Raw genomic sequence first — 18,043 nt, forward strand, 5'->3', positions numbered from 1 at the left:
GCTATGCCAGACCCGCTTGCTCCCGAAAAGCGAAGCAAGATCATGCGCGCAATACGCGCGAAGAACACCAAGCCGGAGCGCGCGGTGAGAAAGCTCTTGAATGCGCTCGGATACAGGTTTCGCATTCATCCCCGCCATCTTCCGGGAAAACCCGATATCGCCTTCACCAAGCGCAAGAAGGCCATTTTCATTCACGGTTGCTTCTGGCACCAGCATCCCGACCCGGCATGCAGAGACGCCCAGGTGCCATCGTCGAACACGGGCTATTGGGTCCCGAAACTTTCGCGCACCAAAGAGCGAGACGCTGAGAATGAACACGCGCTTCGGCAGGAGGGGTGGGACCTGCTGATCCTTTGGGAATGCGAATTGCACGAGGGCGAGACTCTTGAGAAACGGCTTTTACAGTTCCTTGGCCCCCTGCGCTGGCCTGCGTGAGCATCAGTAAGAATGCGGCGCAACCGGGTCACGATCCCTGGCCCAGCATCAAAGCGAACGTCTATTTTTTCGGGCGGGTCAGGTCACGGCATTCTGCCTTGCCCTGATTGAGTCCGCCCAGTCGGCGAGGATTTTGATGTCGGCAAGGATATCGTCCGGTGGAGGAACGGCACCGTCTCGCGCGCGCGACGGGTCATGGGCCTCCACCAGGTCGCTGCATTTCTTGAAGTTCTTGCGGAAAGTTTCGACATCTGCGCCTTCAACGATCGTCACCTTCTTCAGATTCTTGGTGTCGATATAGTCCCTGTGCCGGTGGATGACCCCGGCAAATGCTACATCTTCCAGCCCCCGTTCCCACGTTGCCCGGAGCCGGTCGTAAATCTTCACTGCGGCGTCTCGATATCCTTCTTCATCGTTCGCGTCATAGAGCTTGCGCGCTTCCCTTGCCGCTTTTTCCAGCTTGTCGACCCGGTCGCCGATTCTGGCATGCTGCCAAGGCAACCCTTCGTTGACCATGCCTGTGCCCGCAGGCCCGCGCGACAGGCTGACAAGCTTCATGGGAAGGTGCTCGCGGGCGCCCTTGTCGTGCAGGTCGTTCACAAACACCATGTCGTGAGTGAAGACGACGATCTGGCGCGCCTTGGATTCCTCGACCAGCCGTTCCGCCACTTTCTCGCGCCAGCGATGATCGAGCGATGTCACGGGGTCATCAAATACGAGCGCGGATTTATGCGACGCCGTTGCCAGCTCGGTGAGGAAGGCAGCCAAGGCCACGCATGTTTGCTCACCCTCACTAAGGACCATGTGGACCTTGGCTTTCGGGTTGGCAAAAAGGCGCACCTGATAGTTAGGGGAGCCATACTGTCCGCCTGACCGCACAATTTCCACGCGTACTTTTTCCGCAGCGAGACGGACGATTTCCGACTGAAACTGGTCGCGCATCTTCGGGGTGATGACGTTATCGGCGATGTCATTCCCGAGCTTGGTGATGGCGTTGGTCGCCGTGTCCGCGATGCAGGCGCGCAGTATCCGCAGATCGTCCAGGCGCTTAATTTCTTTCTTGGCGGTTTCAAGCAGGTCAGGAACTGCCGCCCGGTCCTTCAGGGCGTCGCGTTCCAAGATCAGTTTGTTGCGGCCTTCCATGTCGGCAGCTTCGTCAAGCTCCACGGTATAGGCTTCAAGCGTGCCCGCCAGCGTCTCCAGTTCGGCTTTTGGCGAAGGCGCGAGCGCCGGCAGCACAAGCGCATCAGGAGAGGAAAGCGCGCGGAGGCATTTAAGGCGACGCAAATCCGCACTGGCGACGAAGCGCAGGACGCTGCGGGCGAGGCTCGCATGTTGAATCGCTATGCGCTGCCGTGCCTGCGCCATCACGCGCACATCCAGCTTGCGCGCCCTGAACGCGGCAAGAGCATCGGAGAATTCCTGCTCGGCGCTTGCCGCCTGCGACTCGGCATCAGCCTGGATGAATGCCTCGAAACCTCCCATGCGACTCTTGGCTTCGGCGCTGAGTGCCTGATGGCAAAGGACGCAGGCTTCGTCGCCCACTGGCGGGAAGGGCGAGCCGGGATATGCCGTTTGTTCAGAGTAGCGGCGCGCCGCCTCCCACAAGGTGCGCCACATTCCTGCGCCGACGCCGGGAATGGCAAGGCCGTCGAAGGCATCGCGCGCGGCGAGACTGGCCGCTGCCCGCTTAGCTCTGGCCGCGTCGGCCAGTGCCTTCAGCCTGATCAGCGGTTCGTCATCATAGGTGGTGGCGATCCTGTCGAGGGTCGCTATTAGTTGCCGCACGTTCCCGGCAAAGAGCCGCTGTTCGGCGGCGGCGTCCGCCGGGTTCTTCAGAAGGTCCTCATCGAGGCGCGCAAGCCTTGCGCTTTCGTCGGCATTCATCTCGCCGAGCTTCTCGAACGCCGCCAGGTTGGTGTTATGGCTGAGGATCGACATGATCGCCCCCACCGGCGTGGCGGTATTCCATGTCGGCTTATCAAACACCGGGTCACGCACAGCGGTGAGCTGCGTTTCTTCAGCGCTCAATTTCTGTTTGAGTGCCTGGCAAACACCCGCAAGGTCGTCGGGAATGTCCAGCCCGAAGGGCCTGAAAGCCACTTCATTCTTTTCTTGCACATGGACTGATCCGCAGTCTCGGTCAAAGACGCTGACTGCCGACAGCACCGCGTCCGGCTTGCCGTCATCCGTCCAACTGACAGGCGGCTCGGCCGATCCGTCCTTGAGGATCGTGAAGGTGCCTGTTGCCTTGCCGGCCGGCGGCGGGTTGTAGGCGTCGGGAATGATTTCGCCCGCCTTGCGGGCGCGGCAGGCCCGCTTGAGGACACGCCCGTAGCCGGATTTGCCGGACCCGTTCGGCCCGTAAACGATCGTCAGTCCCGTGGCCTCAAACGGCAAGGTCTGGCCCGGTGCAAGCTGGTTCACACCGGCAATGTCGCCGACGCTGGACAGAGCTATGGATTCGCCGCCGACCGGGGTTGCCGGCAGATGTGCCGCCTCGAGCACCGCCGCTTCCAACGTAACGCCTTCGGCCCCATGCTCCCTTTTGCACAACGCCAGTATGTCGGTAACAGTCGCCTCATCGGGTGTCCCGCCGGTCACGATCCGGCGCAGCGCATCCCTTTGCCAGAGGGGACGGTCCGCCGACCAGTCCAGTATGGCTTGGAGTACTGTCTTGTTTGCTTTCTTATTCATTCCGTTGCCCCCGGCGCGACTCTTTCCTCGTGTAGTTGATAGCGCCGAAAGCCCGCCAATATTGTTCAGTAACAGGCCGAATCCACGCCTCCGCAGGATAGCATGTAACCTGCGGCAATGCCCGGACAGGGGCCAGGGCGGGCGCTGCCCTCCCTCTCTGGGGCACGCCTTCTTTGATCGGGCAGTTGACGGCGGCTATTTGTGACAGTGTAGCCTCCGGCCTAGGCCTTGAGGTAACACCCTATTAGCCAGGTAGGCTTCACGCCGAGGATCCTTGTCCACGTCGCATCCGTCGCCTGCTGCCTCCGTGTGCGCCGATATGCTGGCCGCTGTCCGGTCGTTCCACGGAAACTGCGTGCGTTCCCGACAGCGGTCTTAGTGTAAAGTTGGGTTTGCACACTGAACGTCCCCCCGCAGCACCTGTGTAACCGCTGTTCTCAGGCCACGGCCTTGAGTGGTGCGGGGGTGTAGGCCCAGGGCAGCAGGTCGTCGATCTGGCTTTGCGGATGGCCGGCGACGATGCGGGTGATGAGGTCGGTGAGGTAGGCGTACGGGTCGAGGCCGTTGAGTTTCGCAGTTTCTACGAGCGAGGCGATCGTCGCCCAGTGCTCTCCACCGCCGTCGGAACCGGCGAAGAGCGCATTCTTCCGATTGAGGGCGATTGGCCTGATCGAGCGTTCGACGACGTTGGAGTCGATCTCGACGCGGCCGTCGTCGAGGAAGCGACCAAGCCCAGCCCAGCGCGACAGCGGGTAGCGGATTGCTTCGGCGAGCTTGCTCTTCTGGCTGACCAGCGCGAGTTTCCCGCGCAGCCACGGCTCGAGGGCGTCGATGATGGGTCGGCTTCTCTGCTGGCGAGCAGCGCAGCGCTCCTCCGCCGGGCGGCCTCGGATCTCGCTCTCGATCTTGTAGAGCTCGCCGATGCGCTGGAGCGCCTCTGTCGCGATCGGCGCGGGTCCGGACTGGGCCAGTTCGTAGAAGCGGCGACGGACATGGGCCCAGCAGAAGGCCAGACTGACGGCATTACGCTCGGCCAGCGCCCGGTATCCGGCGTAGCCGTCGACTTGGAGGATTCCGACGAAGTCGCGCAGATGCCGCAGTGGCTGCTCGGCCTTTCGGTCGGGCGCATAGAGATAGGCGACGCCGGGCGGATCGATCCCGCCCCAGGGGCGATCGTCGCGTGCATAGGCGAACAGTTGGCCCGTCTTGGTGCGGCCGCGCCCGGGATCGAGCACCGGCGCCGTGGTCTCGTCGGCGAAGAGCTTGCCGGACGCCTTCAGCCGCTCAAACAGCCGCTCGTGGATCGGCCGGAGCAGGAAGGCCGCCTTGCCAACCCAGTCGGCGAGCGTGGACCGATCCAGATTGATGCCCTGGCGCGCGTAGATCTGGGACTGGCGATACAGGGGAAGATGGTCGGCGTACTTGGCCACCAGCACATGAGCGACAGTCGCTTCGGTTGGGATGCCGCCCTCGACGAGCCGCGACGGAGCCGGCGCCTGCACTACAATCTCCTCGCAGCTCCGACAGGCATACTTCGGCCGGCGCGTGACGATCACGCGGAACTGCGCCGGCACGATGTCGAGGCGCTCGGAACGATCCTCGCCCATGACGTGCAGCATCCCCTTGCAGCACGGGCAGATATTGTCGGGGATGTCGATGACCTGCTCGATACGCGGCAGGTGCGCGGGCAGTGAACCGCGGTTGGCGCGGCGCTTCCTGGCGTGAGCCTCGCGCTTGGCAGGATCGGCGGCGTCCTGCGCCGCGAAGCCCTCGGCCTCGACCTGCTCGGCCTCTTCAAGACCCAGCAGCAGCTGGTCAACGGGCAGGCTCTCTGCCCTGCGGCCGAAGCGGTGACGTTGCAGCTCCTTGATGATCTGACGCAGCCGCTCGTTCTCGGCGCGCTCCACCGCGAGCATCGCCTGAAGCGCGATCGGATCGTTGGTCTGAGGCTCGGCCGGGTTGCTCACAAAGCCGATTCAATCATGTATTCCAATGCTTTGCCAGCGCCTCTAGCCGCCCATGGAATCAACTTGCCGCGACCGGCGCGCGCGTCTCGCGGGCGTCATGCACGCGCCGCCAATCCAACCCTTCCAGGAGCGCCTGCAATTGCGCCTCCGATAACCTCACCACGCCATCGGTGATGGCAGGCCAGCAGAACTTCCCGTCCTCCAGACGCTTCGCCAGCAGGCAAACGCCGGTGCCGTCGAAGTACACCAGCTTGACCCGGTCGGCGCGCTTGGCCCTGAAGACGTAGACCGCGCCAGAGAACGGATCGGCGCCCATCGTCTCGCGCACCAGCGCCGCCAGGCCCTCGGCCCCCTTGCGGAAGTCTACCGGCTTCGTCGCGACCATCACCTTGACCGCACCCGTCGGCCCGATCACGACGGCGCCTTCAGCGCACGGATCACCGCCGCCACCGTCCTGGTGTCGGCGCCACGACCGACCCGCATGGCGACACCGTCAATCTCCAGTTCGATCACGCCGGCTTCTCGCGCGGCCTTCCGCTTCCGCGTCGATCTCGCACGCTTCCCCGCCGGTTCGGGCTCCGGTGCCGCGACCACTGCTGGAACAAACAACGGCTCAGGTCCCGGCGCATTCGCCAACGGCACCCGCGCGGACCGGCGCCAGGCGAACAACTGCTGCGGGGACAATGCATATCGCCGGGCCACTGCGCTCACGGTCTCGCCGGCATCGTAGCTTTCCGCCACGATCCGCGCCTTCTCCTCCGGCAACCATTCGCGCCGTCGGCCGGCACCCGTGAACACCTCGAAACGTCGCGCCGGCTCAGAATCCTTGGACTTAAGCGTAAGCTCTGAAATCGTCATGTGTCGAAGCCCTCAAAGGCTCCGAACATCGCTGCTCACGACCACGCGCGAAAGGTGGTGCCGGAACAGCGCTCACGCACCTGTGGTCCCTTACGTCGGAAGAATCATCTCGATCACGCGCCCCACGTGATGAAACCGTATCGCCACCGCCTTCTCTTGGCGGCAACGAGTGAAAAGGAAGCAAGTGGCAGGCGCCGTCTAGAAACCAGCCTCAACAAGACCGCGTAGCAGTGCCGCGCCGAGCTCAACTCGATCACAAGCATCGAGGTTGACCCCTTCGCTTTCTATTTGAGGCACCTGCAACACACCGTCGGCGCCGACTCCATGCTGAGCGCAAATCCGGGAAAATGCCTCGACGTGTGACGTTAAGGGTGGAGGACGAAGAACCAAACCTTCGGCGACGCATCTAAGTTCGGTACCACTCTTAGTCAGACGCATCCACCGTGACTCCGTTTCATGGCCGGTGAACCAAGGATCTTCGATGCTATTTTCTACTCCACTCTCGCGATAAATTGCATAGAGATATGGGTCACGGTACCAACTGTTCAGTTGGCTCTTGTTCAGCATACAGACGCTGTAACCAAGAAGACCGTTCGAGCCGACGTAGATTCCCGAGCGACTTTCGCGCATAGCTGGATACTTCACGAAGTACCACCGCCACCCCAAACCAGGCGCGCCGGCCGCAGCATCGAGCCAGTCCTGCTGAATCTTGCCTAGGATGCTTCCCACATCAACTTCGGTGCTGGCGACCACGTCAAGCAGGTGCCCTAGAACGACCCGCGGAGCGGAGAGGTTCGGTCTGTTTGCCGCAGTCAACAATTCACGCCACGGAGCGAGATTTGAGCTCGAACCGAATTGAAACAGGCGGGTATTTATCTGTCGCGAGTAATCGCCAATCGCGAGCAGCGCGCCTGTGAGGGAAGGCAGACATTCAGTTGCGGCAAACAGCTTGTGGAACGCGCCGGCACGTTTGTCAAAGACCGCCTCGTCGAGCTCGAAAGCAGCAACACATCCGCGAAGCAGCTGATGGTCCTCAAGATGGAATAAGTTTAGTTCGAGACTTGGATTTTTTGACAGCAGTTCGTGTTTTAGCTTCTCGTCCGCGACTTGCGCCTGGTTGAAACCAGAGACGCCTTCCAGGGCACCGTCAATCACAATGGAATGAACATCGGCCAGAAGCTCGGGCATTTTCTCCAATCGAAGCTCGTTGCTCGAAGCCTCGATCAAATTTCTAAGGACCCGCAGGCGACGAGTGAAATCAGCCGTCCTGTGAATCCGGTGGAGAAGTACGGCGTAAAGTAAAATGGTCTGCGGCCAGCCGAACACGCGATTGCGACCGCGCGCCTGCCCATAAGTTTGGCAACACGCTGAAAAGAGGTCAACGTCAGTACCGCCCTGTGGACCGTATAACACGACTTTGCTCGGGGTGCCTGAGTCAAGTGTCGCCGGAGTAGTCGAGAAAAGGCCAGCAAAAATCGACTGGATTTCCACGCCCACCCAAGTGTCGAGGGCTTGGAACAAAAACTCGAGATTGGCTGCGGCCTTCGAGTTGCGCCTTCCATAGACATCTTCGGCGAGTGATGCGCTGTCGCCCTTTGCGAAGCGCCCCTCTCGCCACTCGGATACTTCCGCTATGAAGTGAAAATACCGCAAAAAACCATCGTCAATCGAAAAGTCGCGGCTCCGGTATCGCCACAGTAGATCGGACCAAACGCCGTCGATCTTGGACGCGAATTCATGGACCCGATCAGGGCACGATGTTTCCAGTATCTTCTCGAACAACGCTTTGAAATTTTCGAAGGGCGTCAGCGGCTTCCCGCGAGAATTCATCTTAATGTACAGATCGTCGCTCAAGCCTACCTGCTCGATCGGCAGCAAGTGAAAGGAGATTGCAGGTGCCTCACCATCGATGAGGCTCTCCCATGCCGCCAAGCAATCTTCATCTCGAAATCGCTCATGCATCGCATCCAGCATCACCAGCATCGACTGGATGGTCGGGTCGTGACGCCAAGTATGCAGGTACCAGAACTGATCGGCGATCCACGCGGACAAAACCTCTACTGTTGCTGGAGGCTCGCTCTCGACAAGCCGCTCACAGAACAGGCGTGCGCTGGCTCGTGTGACATATGAAAAGTTCTTCCAACCCTGCTCCTGGTTCAGGCGTTCCGCGCGAAACGCGAGATACCAGTGCAGAAGAAATAATGTTGTGAGCCGTTGCTGCCCATCAAGCGGTCGAAGCGTCCCATTCTCCACATCGCCGTACACGAAATCGAGGCATACGCTCTCGCCACATTTGACAGCACGATACAAAACATCAAGAAAGCTCGTGCGTATTCGCTCGACCGCAGTTCCTTCGCGCCCCTGCGCATAGTCGCGTTGGATGAGCGGAATTTCGATAGACTTGACGGCGGGTGAATCGGGCACGCTGTGGGTAAACAGCGAATTGTAGGAAGTTAGATAACTTCTCATGATTGCCGATCCTCCAATTTCAAATAGGGGAAAAGAATCCCCTGTTCGGGAGAAATCATTGCCCGGAGATAGCTCTCGCGATCTTGGACACTCCAAAAATGAATCTGTTGAGCATCAGCATCCGTATAGTATTTTAGGAATACCTGTCGGGTGCAGAGCGGAATGTATGCGCCATTTCTGTCGAGGTCCAGGATTTGCCGCCGTTTCACCTCGAACACGGAATTGCCAATAGCGCTGTTGTCGCCGCCTGACAGTAGTGCAAGATTGGTCACCGAATGAACCGAGTGAACCGACGGTTGAGCGTTGGTATCAGAGGGCGAAAAAATTGCCGTTACGTCTCGAACCAGTTCTTGAAAGCTGTTGCGGTCGAGCTGGTCGCCGGCGGCGTCAATCCTGCCAATAATTACTCTGCGTCGTTCCGGATCGACTGATGGTAGATCAGTGAGTGCGTCGCGGTGCAATCGCAGCCATTCCTTCCACTGCTCTGCCTTGGTAAGGCTCTCGGCATTCTGAGCGTGGATATGCTCCAGTGACCAAGCCGAATCCCGATGCTCTCGGAATGAATAGCGTTCAGTCGAATGCTTTAAGCGGCGTACAGTTTCAACGTTCATCAAAAGCAGGAGGCGTGCGCATTTTTCCTTGTGTGTGTCCGTTTCGTAGCTCAGGGCCGTCACGTCTGATGGGCTGAGGTCCAGTGTATCGCAAATACGGCTGTCGAGGATCGCAACAAAGTTGCCCTTACTTTGGTTGGCCGCAAGCGTTACAAGCTCTCCGAAAGATTGCCCAACAGCAACCAGGAAACCAATTTTGTGGTAATAATTGCGGTCTTCAAACCATCCGAGAATCGTCGCATGCAGGTCAACTACCTGATTCCATACCGCCTGGGGCGAGGTCGCTTCGATTTTCTCCCGAAGGTTGTCGAACGTGTAAAAGCGCGGCCGCTTCGGTCCAAGAGCGCCACCAGCAAGTGTATCGAGTAGAAGGCTGATACGTGTTGGGTATTCGTCTTCATCGGCGTCGGTGATGAATGCCCACACATCTGGTTGGCGCAAATCGCGCTCTATGCCGTCCCATTGCGCCGCTAATTCACGGGTGCGATCTGCATGTCCTGGCCCACCGCGGCTGCGTGAGAGCAACAGGGCTTTGACCAGTTCAGCGTCAGTGAGCGGGATGCGACCGACGTTCAGACGTGTAAACAGACTCGGTGAGTCCAGATCGAATGGCGCATCATACCAGATTACGCGAACGCTATCGAACAGATACCCGTAGAACTTGTTTGCAACGTGCTGGCGACGCGCGCCGTGTGCATCGAACCATTCTCGAATGCACTGGAATGCCGCATGAAGGTGGAAGAAATCGATATTGCTTTCGCTGCGAGCCTGATCCAACTCCTGCAAGTAGGTTTGGCTACCAGGGCGCGTTTCATATGCAATGGAGTACGCTGGTCCGGCATTCTGCAAGCCCTCGCGCTGCATAAAATGGAAGATCAGATAGAGCGTCGTAAGTCGCTGTTGACCGTCGACAAGTTCCCATTCCTCATTGCCGATTCGCTTCACCACAATGGGCTGCAGGTTGTACGCAACGCCATTGCTTTCCCAGATATCGTTGAGGAGCCGCCCAACTTCCTGTTTCCCCCAGCGGTAGCCACGCTGGTACTTGGCAACAAGAAACCGCCCGCAGATATCGCCGACCAGCTTCAGTTCGAGAATAGCTCCATTTTTGGAGTGGGTTCCGCTTTCCTCGAAAGCTGTTCGCGATGTTTGCTTCGTTTCAAGTACGGCCATTCAGTCCCCTCTCCGCCCTCGACAAAAATCTAGCGATAGCAAATCTCAAGGTCGGGAAAGTCGGACTCCTGGGCGTCCACAATTCCCCGTTGCATATCTTGAAAATCACGATCCACCGTGACGCGAACGGCGCTCGGCAAATGCCACCTATTCCGAGCGCAAGCGCCTCTACCGCGTCGATGCAGTCGCTGTCTGCCGATAAGATCAAGAGAGTTGATTGCCGCCCACTCATTGGTAGGTCGTGCGTGCTTGTCAGTCCAGTCCTTTTATTTCGAGTGGAAGGATTTGCAATCTGCGCGGCTGCGTACTCGTTGCGGACCCGACCACATCCGTCGGCTATCCGTGTGACCTTAAAGGAAGCGACGTTCGCAAGGATGGTGACGATGCTGCAACCCACAGGAACCGACCCCTTCCGCCTGTCGAGCCAGTAGATCTCTCCCTATGAGCATGTCGGAAACGGCCCCGGTTCATGACCTCTAAGCAAGAGCAGGCGCTTGTCAAAAGCCTAGGAGGGCGCGTCGGTGAAAGTCGAGTTTCTGACCGGAAATGCCATCGAACGAGCTATCGGGCGGCTCATCACAGAGCACAACGAGTTTCATTGGGCAATCGCCTGGGGCACCTCCACTTCGCTGACCAAGAAACTTCTGTCTCATTCATCCAAAATCAGTGCCGTGACCTTCGGCCTTGCGTTCGCTCAAACTGATCCCGACCTCGTCGATTCTCTCGTCGGGCTCGACGGATGCTACGTCGTCACAGAATTTCCGGGAGGGACCTACCACCCGAAAGTCTATGGCTTCCGCTCTCGAAGGCAGGCGGCAGCAATCGTCGGCAGCGCGAACTTTACCCGCGGCGGGCTCGGCCAGAACCATGAGGCGTCAGTGTTGATCACCGGTTCGGTTGACGACAAGGTTCTTGCTGACGTTTTCTCGTTCACGGAGCGTAGCGCTAAACTCGGAAAAAGCGTTACGAGAGAACTTGCGCTGCGGTATCGCGCCGGTTGGAAGCTCACAGCACGAAAACCTCGCCTCCCCCGCAACCCCATCAACGAGGTATCTCTTCCAAACCTCAAGGGCCTTACATCGCCCTTGGTCGAGTTGGACTGGGCGGGTTACGTCAGTGCCGTGAGGCGTTCCAGTTACCATGACATGGACGGGAGCCTGGAGCTGCTTCGGATTGCGCAGACCTGGCTATCGGCTGCCCGCTCATTTCACGAACTAAGTCTTTTAAAACGAAAGGCGTTAGGGGGTGTAATCGGGCAGTGGGAGAAGGCCGGCGATAGCGAACTCAATCGAGACTGGGGCTGGTTTGGTTCGATGAGTGGTGCAGGAGATTTTAAGAATCGACTCTCGGAAAACGATCGATCTCTGGCTCGAGCAATCGACAGCATCCCTCAAAAGGGAGATGTCACGAAAGAACAATTCAAGCGTTTTGTGCGTCTATTCATCAAGGCGTTTGCCAACTCGCATCGGGTCGGAGGGGTATCAACGGCGACGCGACTGTTGGCTATGAAACGACCTGATGTCTTCCTGTGCATCTCGAACCCGAACATCGACGCCGCTGCCACCGAAATGGGCTTCGCCAAATCGACCCTGACCCTGGACAATTACTGGGACCGTGTTGTGGAGGTGATCCGGGCATCGGATTGGTATAACACCGACAAACCGGAAACCGACGAGGGGCAACTCTGGGAGTGCCGCGCCGCAATGCTCGATGCCATCTTCTATCGACCCAAGATTCCATAGGGAGTGTCCTGAATTCTCTGATCAGCTGGGGATTTGAGAAGTTTGAAAACCGGGATTTCACTAAGCGCATGTCGCCCAAGGGGCTTTGCAAAGCGTTCATCAACTAGCGCTGTTCCGTCTTACCGACCACCGGGTTCCGAATTCGTCAAGCCCGACGAGCCAGGTGTTTAAGTTAAGGTTCCCTCGCCGGGATCGGGAATGATCTCTATATCTCCTGGCCCCCAGGCCATGTGACTGCGTCTGTCCACGGCGGGAGTTCGAATCACGGCCTTTTCTTGTCCCCAGTTCTCCCGGCACACAACACGGAAAGGCCCGTCCACGACATAGGAAAATATCTTACGAGACTGATCCTGTGCTGGTCGCCAAGCAATGATCCTCCCTCCGTGCCAGGCGCGCTCGGCTTGGGTCTCGTGCAAAAATATTCGGCCGCCAACAGCTTCGTTGGCGACTTGGTCGCTGACGACCCAATTTCCGGATTCGTACCTGGTCTCTTCCTTTAAATGTCGGTGGTTCAATCCGTGCGGACAGACAAAATGCAGTTCCAGGGGCACAGACTGGTCCTCCAAACTAACGTTCGAAATGTGCTACGCACCTTATACGGTGTCAAGGAATCCGCGGGAAAGCCAGGAAAACTCGTAGCCTCGGCTTTCCTAAGTTCGTCCGGCGACCTCGCATTGGGTCTTTAGGAGAATAGAGCGCGGGGGCGCCTGGCGCCGTGCTAGCCACCAACAATGATTTATCGGATCCTTGGAATCGATTGCGAACTCAACCCAGTGCATGACGAGACGTTGGCGTACGCTGCACAGCCCAGAAGGAGATGTCACTGTTCCAGCCGGACATCTCCACATCTTCGAAGCCGAAGAATGAAGTCGACCACCCACCCGCTGGAGAAATGATGTACGTCGATCTAGAGGTAAGCTTCGAAATGCGGCCGGATCCTAGAGTTTTCCCGATCCACAACAGCATTACCTGCCACACAGGACTCGGATATGGTTCATCTGCGAGATCATTGCTGATCAAAACAGACTGCGATCGTGTCGATGATTTGGCGCAACGCCATGTGTGGGAGAAGAAAGATGGTTGGCATCGTCAAAGGTGTAAAGGGCGACATTTTCGACGAATGGCGCAATGGCTACGACCTCCTCGTCCTGTTCTCGCACAACGGCTTCACTGGTCTGAATGGGCGCCTTCGGATCGATCACCCGTTCGCGCCAAGCGATCCGCAGCTACCATCACTTGGCGCTCACGATTCTTGGCACGGAACACTTCAGCCGCTCAATGATGGAAAGTGGTTCATCGCTTTCCGCGACGCTACCGAGGGGGAGTTCGGGCTTAGTGACGAAGATGTCGCTGCCTCCTTCGATGAAGTCTACCGGATCTGTAGGCGTCGAAATTTAAACCGGGTGCTCACTAACGGAGTGCGCGGGCCAAGCTGCCCACCCGTGCAAGCGGACGATGATGATCGCGTTCGCTTTCTTTACGATCTAGCGCGCAACCGCCGAGAGGTTGATACAACCTTCATAGATCTTGGGGACACATTCAACCGACATCGACCCTAGCAGGTTCGTGCACAAACATCTAAGCTTCCGCGGGAAATAGGCAAACCAGTAGCGGAATCACTTGGCGGCATTCCTGAGGATTCGAAAATACCTGGCTGACGCGCCAAATCGCGTTGTAATCGCCAGAGATTGATCGTCTCCGCATTGTTGCCTCGCTCAAATGAGGACAGCACTCGTCCCCTACACTCGTCACAACCCGCTACGTTACATTTCGGTCCAACGGTAACGACCGATGAGATCGTAGTAGTCGATCTTCCAGATGTTCTTAATCTCGCTGGCCGTATGACCGCGCAATCACACCTACCGTTCCGGCGTAGGGATAATCTGCACCAACCGCTCCACGTAGACTCCGTGCGTTCCCAACAACGGTCTCTTAGTGTGAAATTAGTCTTTCACACTGAGACGTTCTCGTGATTGCGGCTTCCTCGATCCTCGGATTGACGGCGCACGCTGGAAGCAAAATACCGGCGCAATACAAAGGCCGGGCTTGTCGGCCTTATCGTCCGTCCCAACTCTAGGGTGTCAAAGCTTCTCTTCTCATACTATCGGCGACAGAAGCGTTGAACGTCGGAAGGGCTAGCTTTCCCGAAAGAGTGTTCATCAGCAGAATTACTTGCACACATCCAGGGTTTTCCAATGTCAGTCGGGACTTGGCGCGTCTGCGGCATCGATTGACGACGCTACCAGGGTCGCCGAGCATAGAGGGACGGGCCGCAGCGGCCGTATACGGTCGGACCAATCTAGAAGCCGCAGAATGTTTTTGCCCTTGCACGAATTGCGAAGAGGAAAGATCCAAAGTAGATATACCGAAAAGCAATAGGAGTTCCAAACCTTGCCAGAGCAGATCAATGGCGCCACCGAGATTGTCGAATTGGCAGCTGATGTTGTTGCCGCATATGTCAGCAACAACCCGGTGCCAGTCGGCGAATTACCAAGCCTCATCGTGTCGGTTCACAGATCACTGTCTAACCTCGGCGTGCCTGCGACTACCGCTACCGAAGAGATCGTGCCCGCCGTCAATCCAAAGAAGTCCATCAGCCGGGACTTCATCATCTGCCTTGACGACGGCAAGAAATTCAAGTCACTGAAACGCCATCTCGCCGTGCTTGGCATGACGGCCGATGAATATCGCGCCAAGTGGAAGCTACCGGCCGACTATCCGATGGTGGCTCCGAACTATGCGGAGCAGCGGTCCGCTTTGGCGAAGGCCTCTGGTCTTGGGCGAAAGCCGGCACCTCAGAAGAAGGCTCCTGCGAAACGGAAGGCCAAAGCGGCCTGACGCGAACTAAATACTATTACCGGAAGGGTACAGCCGGCGTCACGATGTAGGTGGTCACCGGTTTGTCGCTCACTCGCCAACAGCGCTGCTATTGAGGCTGCACATACGGACCAACCAGCCTCCATCAGCCTGACGCTCAAAGACGCTGAGTGATGTTCCGTTTCCCATCGCTTCACCTTCTGAGTAGGCCGCAAGACACCAGGCGAGGTCGCCAGAGCTCCCCGCCTCCGTTACGGCAAGCGTCTTGTTGGTGCCTGCGGCTTGTGTCCATACGGCGTGCAGCGACTCTATCGCCGCGCGGCCGCGAGCCCGGGGCGCATAAGGCGAATGGACTTCCCCGTCAGGTGCGAATATGGCTGCGCAACCGGCGGCGTCCTTCGATCGGTATGCAGCGACATAGATGTCCAAAAATTCCTGCAATTCATCGCGGATCGACATCTCTAGAGTTCTCCTTCGTTGCCAAGCCTACGCGGCAGTTCCGGCCGTAACTCATCTCTGAGAAGTTCGATTAGCCTTCCAGCATCACTCTCAGTTAGCTTCGGCAACTCCTCACACACACGATACCAAGACAACTGAGTGTCCGTGTAGATATGCCTGGTGACCCTGGCCTCGTCCGGCCTGTCCAAGGTCCCCACCGTGATATTCGTCAACCAGTCATCCTTCCACCTGGATGCCTGCCATACGATCCGAGACCCGCAATGCCCACAAAACCCACGTTTCCCGTCATCTGACGAAGCATAGTATTTCGGTTCGTCCTTCAAATATCTGAGAGTGCCGGCCTTAACTAAGACCGTAATCTCGGCCGGTTGGCCTGTGCTGCGCTGGCAAATGGTGCAGTGGCAGATATAACCGTTGTGAAGATAGACCTCTGCCTCATATCGAACGCTGCCACAAAGGCATCCTCCAGTGACTTTCGTTGATTCGTGCCTCACCTGTTGCCTCCTGTGAATGGGTCCCTGTGTTTGGCCGCAAAAGTCAGAGTGGCGGTCGCGTTCTTAGAACATTAGCACTTCTTGATGAGCGGGCACCCACCTCAGAAACCTTGGATGTGGCAGGATCGGCGGTCGCCGAAAGCCCGCGCCTCGGCGGAGGACACGGGCCCGATCGGGGGGCCGATCTTCGGCAGGCGATGGGGGGCACCACCTGCCGCCCACATCAACTATTAGCAATAGCTAATGTTCCGTCCGGGCTGGATCAGGGCTGGTCTTTGTCATCCCCGGAACCGCTCGGTGTGCCAGGTGATCTTGCCATCGACCTTCATCGGCTTATGGATCATCAGCCGCTTCGGCAGGTGCTCGGGATGCACTTCAAGCAGGGTGATCGTCACCTGCGGGTTGCAGCGGCTGCAATCGAACTTCAGCGACAGCGGGTCGACGCCGCCGCCATAGACCATCATCAAGTCGGCTGAGCGGCAGTAGCGGACATTGCCGCAACTGCATTCTGCCTTGATGAGCATATTGTGCCGGGTCGCCTTGCCCAGCGTGTCGATCGGATCGTGCGCCATGCTGACAAATGAGGAACATATTCCTCACTCGTCAAGAGCCTCTTGACTCCGATGTTCTCTTTTCGTTCACTATCGGCAGGATAGCCACAAAAGCACTCGCGCGCGCTGGCTTCACTGCTGAGGAAGCAGCTTACGGTGCCTTCATTGTTGAAGGTCGGGACATCAACGGTCCGCCCGAAGATGGTTCTGACCATTCGGCGTCACGCGCCGCAAGTGCCTGGGGGCAAGCCCATGCGGCAGCATTGGAGGCCTGTTGTGAGGGCTGGCCGGAGAGCCGCATGCCCACATCGGTAGGGCTGGAGTTGCTGACCGACCCCGAAACGCAACTCGCCGATCGTTCGACAGCGCTGGCAATGCTTCGCGAACATCTCGAGCAAGATGGCAAGGATACGTTAAACGGGGATGACGCAATTTTGGCTTGGCGGGTTGCCGCCGAGGTCGTCGACCAGCTTTCGATGCGCGAGCTGATTTGTGACCTGTCAGTGGCTTTTACCGTCCTAGCCCTTGCGCATCGTCGCCCGGATGAACCGATCGAACCGAAGCGCCGAGCTGTGCGCGACGCCATCAATGCGCTAGAGGCAGCTACCGACAAGCCGTCCTTACACTGATGCCGAAACGCAATCGCGTCACGCCGGCGCCATCGGTTATCGACCGGGATTGGCCGCACCAGGTTGCCTTACCGGATGACATCTGCACTGACCGGAACCTGACCATGATCACGAAGTTCTGCCAGGACATCGGCGTCAAGCCACAGATAAGGCATGTGCAAGCGATATGGCCGAGCGGCAAATATGAAGACTATCGCATCCACTGCTTCGCCAATGCCGCCGCGGCGAAGGCGTTCCTTGACCATTTTGGCGGCGGCGTGTTCGATCCGAAAAGCGATCGAGAGGGTAAGAAGATCCGGGGTGTTTGGCGCCGCACTGGCGAATACAAGCGCATCCTCGATCTTGGGCCGCTGAGCGTTCCCGAGATCCTGCGCAACTAGGGCAAGACATGTGCAACCTCTAAATCCCACCACCATCCAAGAGGCCATACGCCAGTGGACGCATGGCCCTTCGGGCATAGATCCAGGCACCGTCCACTCAAGACGCGTATTTATTCAGCATCTCGATTAATGGATGGGGCAGCGCATCCAAAATGGGCCGCCAGGAAGGCCGCAGCTGGATGGAAAAGCAGTCACAGGCCACGCATCAGCAGGAAAGAAGCGACAAAGCCTCCCCCGATGCTAAATGTTGCAAGAAGCCAGGAACAAGAAGCCAACACGAGAGACCAACCTGCGTAGACGGCCATTCCGCTCTGGCGCTGGTCACGCCTTTTAAGCCGTGCCCGGTGTGCAGCCCCCATAATCCAAATGCCGACCGCCCCTCCTACCAAGAAAGGCAGTAGAGCCAGTACGATGAGCGGCGTTGGCGGATTGTGGTAAAGCCCGATGAACGCTTTGCCGACACGGTAAAGTTGGATTGGCAAGATGCCAAATCCAAGTCCAACAAACGCTCCAGCGGCTATGACGAGGACAAACCTTTCCGGCCACCTTTCCGCCAGCCATTGTCTGCCGCTACATTTCAGCCCGCGATACTCGAGCGCCAACGCCAAGACGATTCCGGTAATGCCGCAGAGTCCAATCCACCAATCCATTCGCTGGTTATAGCGGCTTGCCTATTACGCGGGCGTTAAGGCTCTTAAACTAGGCAGTTGAGTCCGCTCCGGGTCGGAATCTGCCGTGAGGTCATGGCCACTGCCGCCGCG

The 18,043-nt window shown here is 58.2% G+C and carries 15 protein-coding genes; 6 read left to right on the forward strand and 9 right to left on the reverse strand.

What is annotated here, in order from left to right; genetic code table 11:
* The first annotated feature begins 3 nt into the window (after positions 1 to 3).
* Positions 4 to 435, forward strand: coding sequence for a very short patch repair endonuclease (locus LB547_RS04420; RefSeq protein ID WP_140762205.1), 432 nt, complete (start codon positions 4 to 6; stop codon positions 433 to 435).
* Between the two features lie 78 nt (positions 436 to 513).
* Here LB547_RS04420 and LB547_RS04425 read toward each other — a convergent pair whose 3' ends face one another.
* The 6 genes from LB547_RS04425 to LB547_RS04450 form a co-directional block, all read right to left on the reverse strand.
* A complete protein-coding gene (locus LB547_RS04425) occupies positions 514 to 3,132 on the reverse strand; it encodes an AAA family ATPase (RefSeq protein WP_140762208.1) in 2,619 nt (872 codons plus the stop codon).
* 437 nt (positions 3,133 to 3,569) lie between these two features.
* The gene (gene tnpC / locus LB547_RS04430; RefSeq protein ID WP_140762402.1) at positions 3,570 to 5,048 is read right to left on the reverse strand and encodes an IS66 family transposase; all 1,479 of its coding nucleotides are present in this window, start codon (positions 5,046 to 5,048) and stop codon (positions 3,570 to 3,572) included.
* A 109-nt stretch (positions 5,049 to 5,157) separates the two neighbouring features.
* The gene (gene tnpB, locus LB547_RS04435; protein WP_263483015.1) at positions 5,158 to 5,484 is read right to left on the reverse strand and encodes an IS66 family insertion sequence element accessory protein TnpB; all 327 of its coding nucleotides are present in this window, start codon (positions 5,482 to 5,484) and stop codon (positions 5,158 to 5,160) included.
* A gap of 26 nt (positions 5,485 to 5,510) precedes the next feature.
* On the reverse strand, positions 5,511 to 5,957 hold the full coding sequence (gene tnpA / locus LB547_RS04440; protein ID WP_140762215.1) for an IS66-like element accessory protein TnpA: 447 nt from the start codon (positions 5,955 to 5,957) through the stop codon (positions 5,511 to 5,513).
* Positions 5,958 to 6,155: 198 nt separating this feature from the next.
* Complete coding sequence (locus LB547_RS04445; protein WP_140762218.1) at positions 6,156 to 8,426, reverse strand: DUF262 domain-containing protein; 2,271 nt, start codon at positions 8,424 to 8,426, stop codon at positions 6,156 to 6,158.
* A complete protein-coding gene (locus LB547_RS04450) occupies positions 8,423 to 10,210 on the reverse strand; it encodes a DUF262 domain-containing protein (RefSeq protein ID WP_140762222.1) in 1,788 nt (595 codons plus the stop codon). The genes LB547_RS04445 and LB547_RS04450 overlap by 4 nt, the downstream gene beginning before the upstream one ends.
* Before the next feature lie 521 nt (positions 10,211 to 10,731).
* Here LB547_RS04450 and LB547_RS04455 point away from each other — a divergent pair.
* From LB547_RS04455 to LB547_RS04465, 3 genes are all read left to right on the forward strand, one after another.
* Positions 10,732 to 11,952, forward strand: a complete 1,221-nt coding sequence (locus tag LB547_RS04455; protein WP_140762226.1) for a phospholipase D family protein — start codon at positions 10,732 to 10,734, stop codon at positions 11,950 to 11,952.
* A 1,076-nt stretch (positions 11,953 to 13,028) separates the two neighbouring features.
* Positions 13,029 to 13,511 carry a hypothetical protein gene (locus LB547_RS04460; RefSeq protein WP_140762230.1) on the forward strand — a complete coding sequence of 161 codons (483 nt, stop codon included), beginning with the start codon at positions 13,029 to 13,031 and terminating at the stop codon, positions 13,509 to 13,511.
* 832 nt (positions 13,512 to 14,343) lie between these two features.
* Positions 14,344 to 14,790, forward strand: a complete 447-nt coding sequence (locus LB547_RS04465) for a MucR family transcriptional regulator (RefSeq protein WP_140762233.1) — start codon at positions 14,344 to 14,346, stop codon at positions 14,788 to 14,790.
* A gap of 69 nt (positions 14,791 to 14,859) precedes the next feature.
* Here the strand turns inward: LB547_RS04465 and LB547_RS04470 are convergent, their stop codons facing one another.
* The 3 genes from LB547_RS04470 to LB547_RS04480 form a co-directional block, all read right to left on the reverse strand.
* Complete coding sequence (locus LB547_RS04470; protein WP_140762236.1) at positions 14,860 to 15,228, reverse strand: YybH family protein; 369 nt, start codon at positions 15,226 to 15,228, stop codon at positions 14,860 to 14,862.
* Positions 15,229 to 15,230: 2 nt separating this feature from the next.
* Entirely contained in the window at positions 15,231 to 15,722 is a 492-nt protein-coding gene (locus tag LB547_RS32610; protein ID WP_181178006.1) for a GFA family protein, read from the reverse strand.
* 278 nt (positions 15,723 to 16,000) lie between these two features.
* Entirely contained in the window at positions 16,001 to 16,294 is a 294-nt protein-coding gene (locus LB547_RS04480) for a hypothetical protein (RefSeq protein WP_140762239.1), read from the reverse strand.
* An 8-nt stretch (positions 16,295 to 16,302) separates the two neighbouring features.
* Here LB547_RS04480 and LB547_RS04485 point away from each other — a divergent pair, with 8 nt between their 5' ends.
* Positions 16,303 to 16,902, forward strand: a complete 600-nt coding sequence (locus LB547_RS04485; protein ID WP_140762243.1) for a hypothetical protein — start codon at positions 16,303 to 16,305, stop codon at positions 16,900 to 16,902.
* A gap of 104 nt (positions 16,903 to 17,006) precedes the next feature.
* Positions 17,007 to 17,282: a hypothetical protein gene (locus tag LB547_RS04490; RefSeq protein WP_140762246.1), complete on the forward strand. Its 276-nt coding sequence runs from the start codon at positions 17,007 to 17,009 to the stop codon at positions 17,280 to 17,282.
* Positions 17,283 to 18,043: the final 761 nt, after the last annotated feature.

This window comes from Mesorhizobium sp. B264B1B, from assembly GCF_020165765.1.
In the GTDB taxonomy this organism is placed as follows: Bacteria; Pseudomonadota; Alphaproteobacteria; order Rhizobiales; family Rhizobiaceae; genus Mesorhizobium.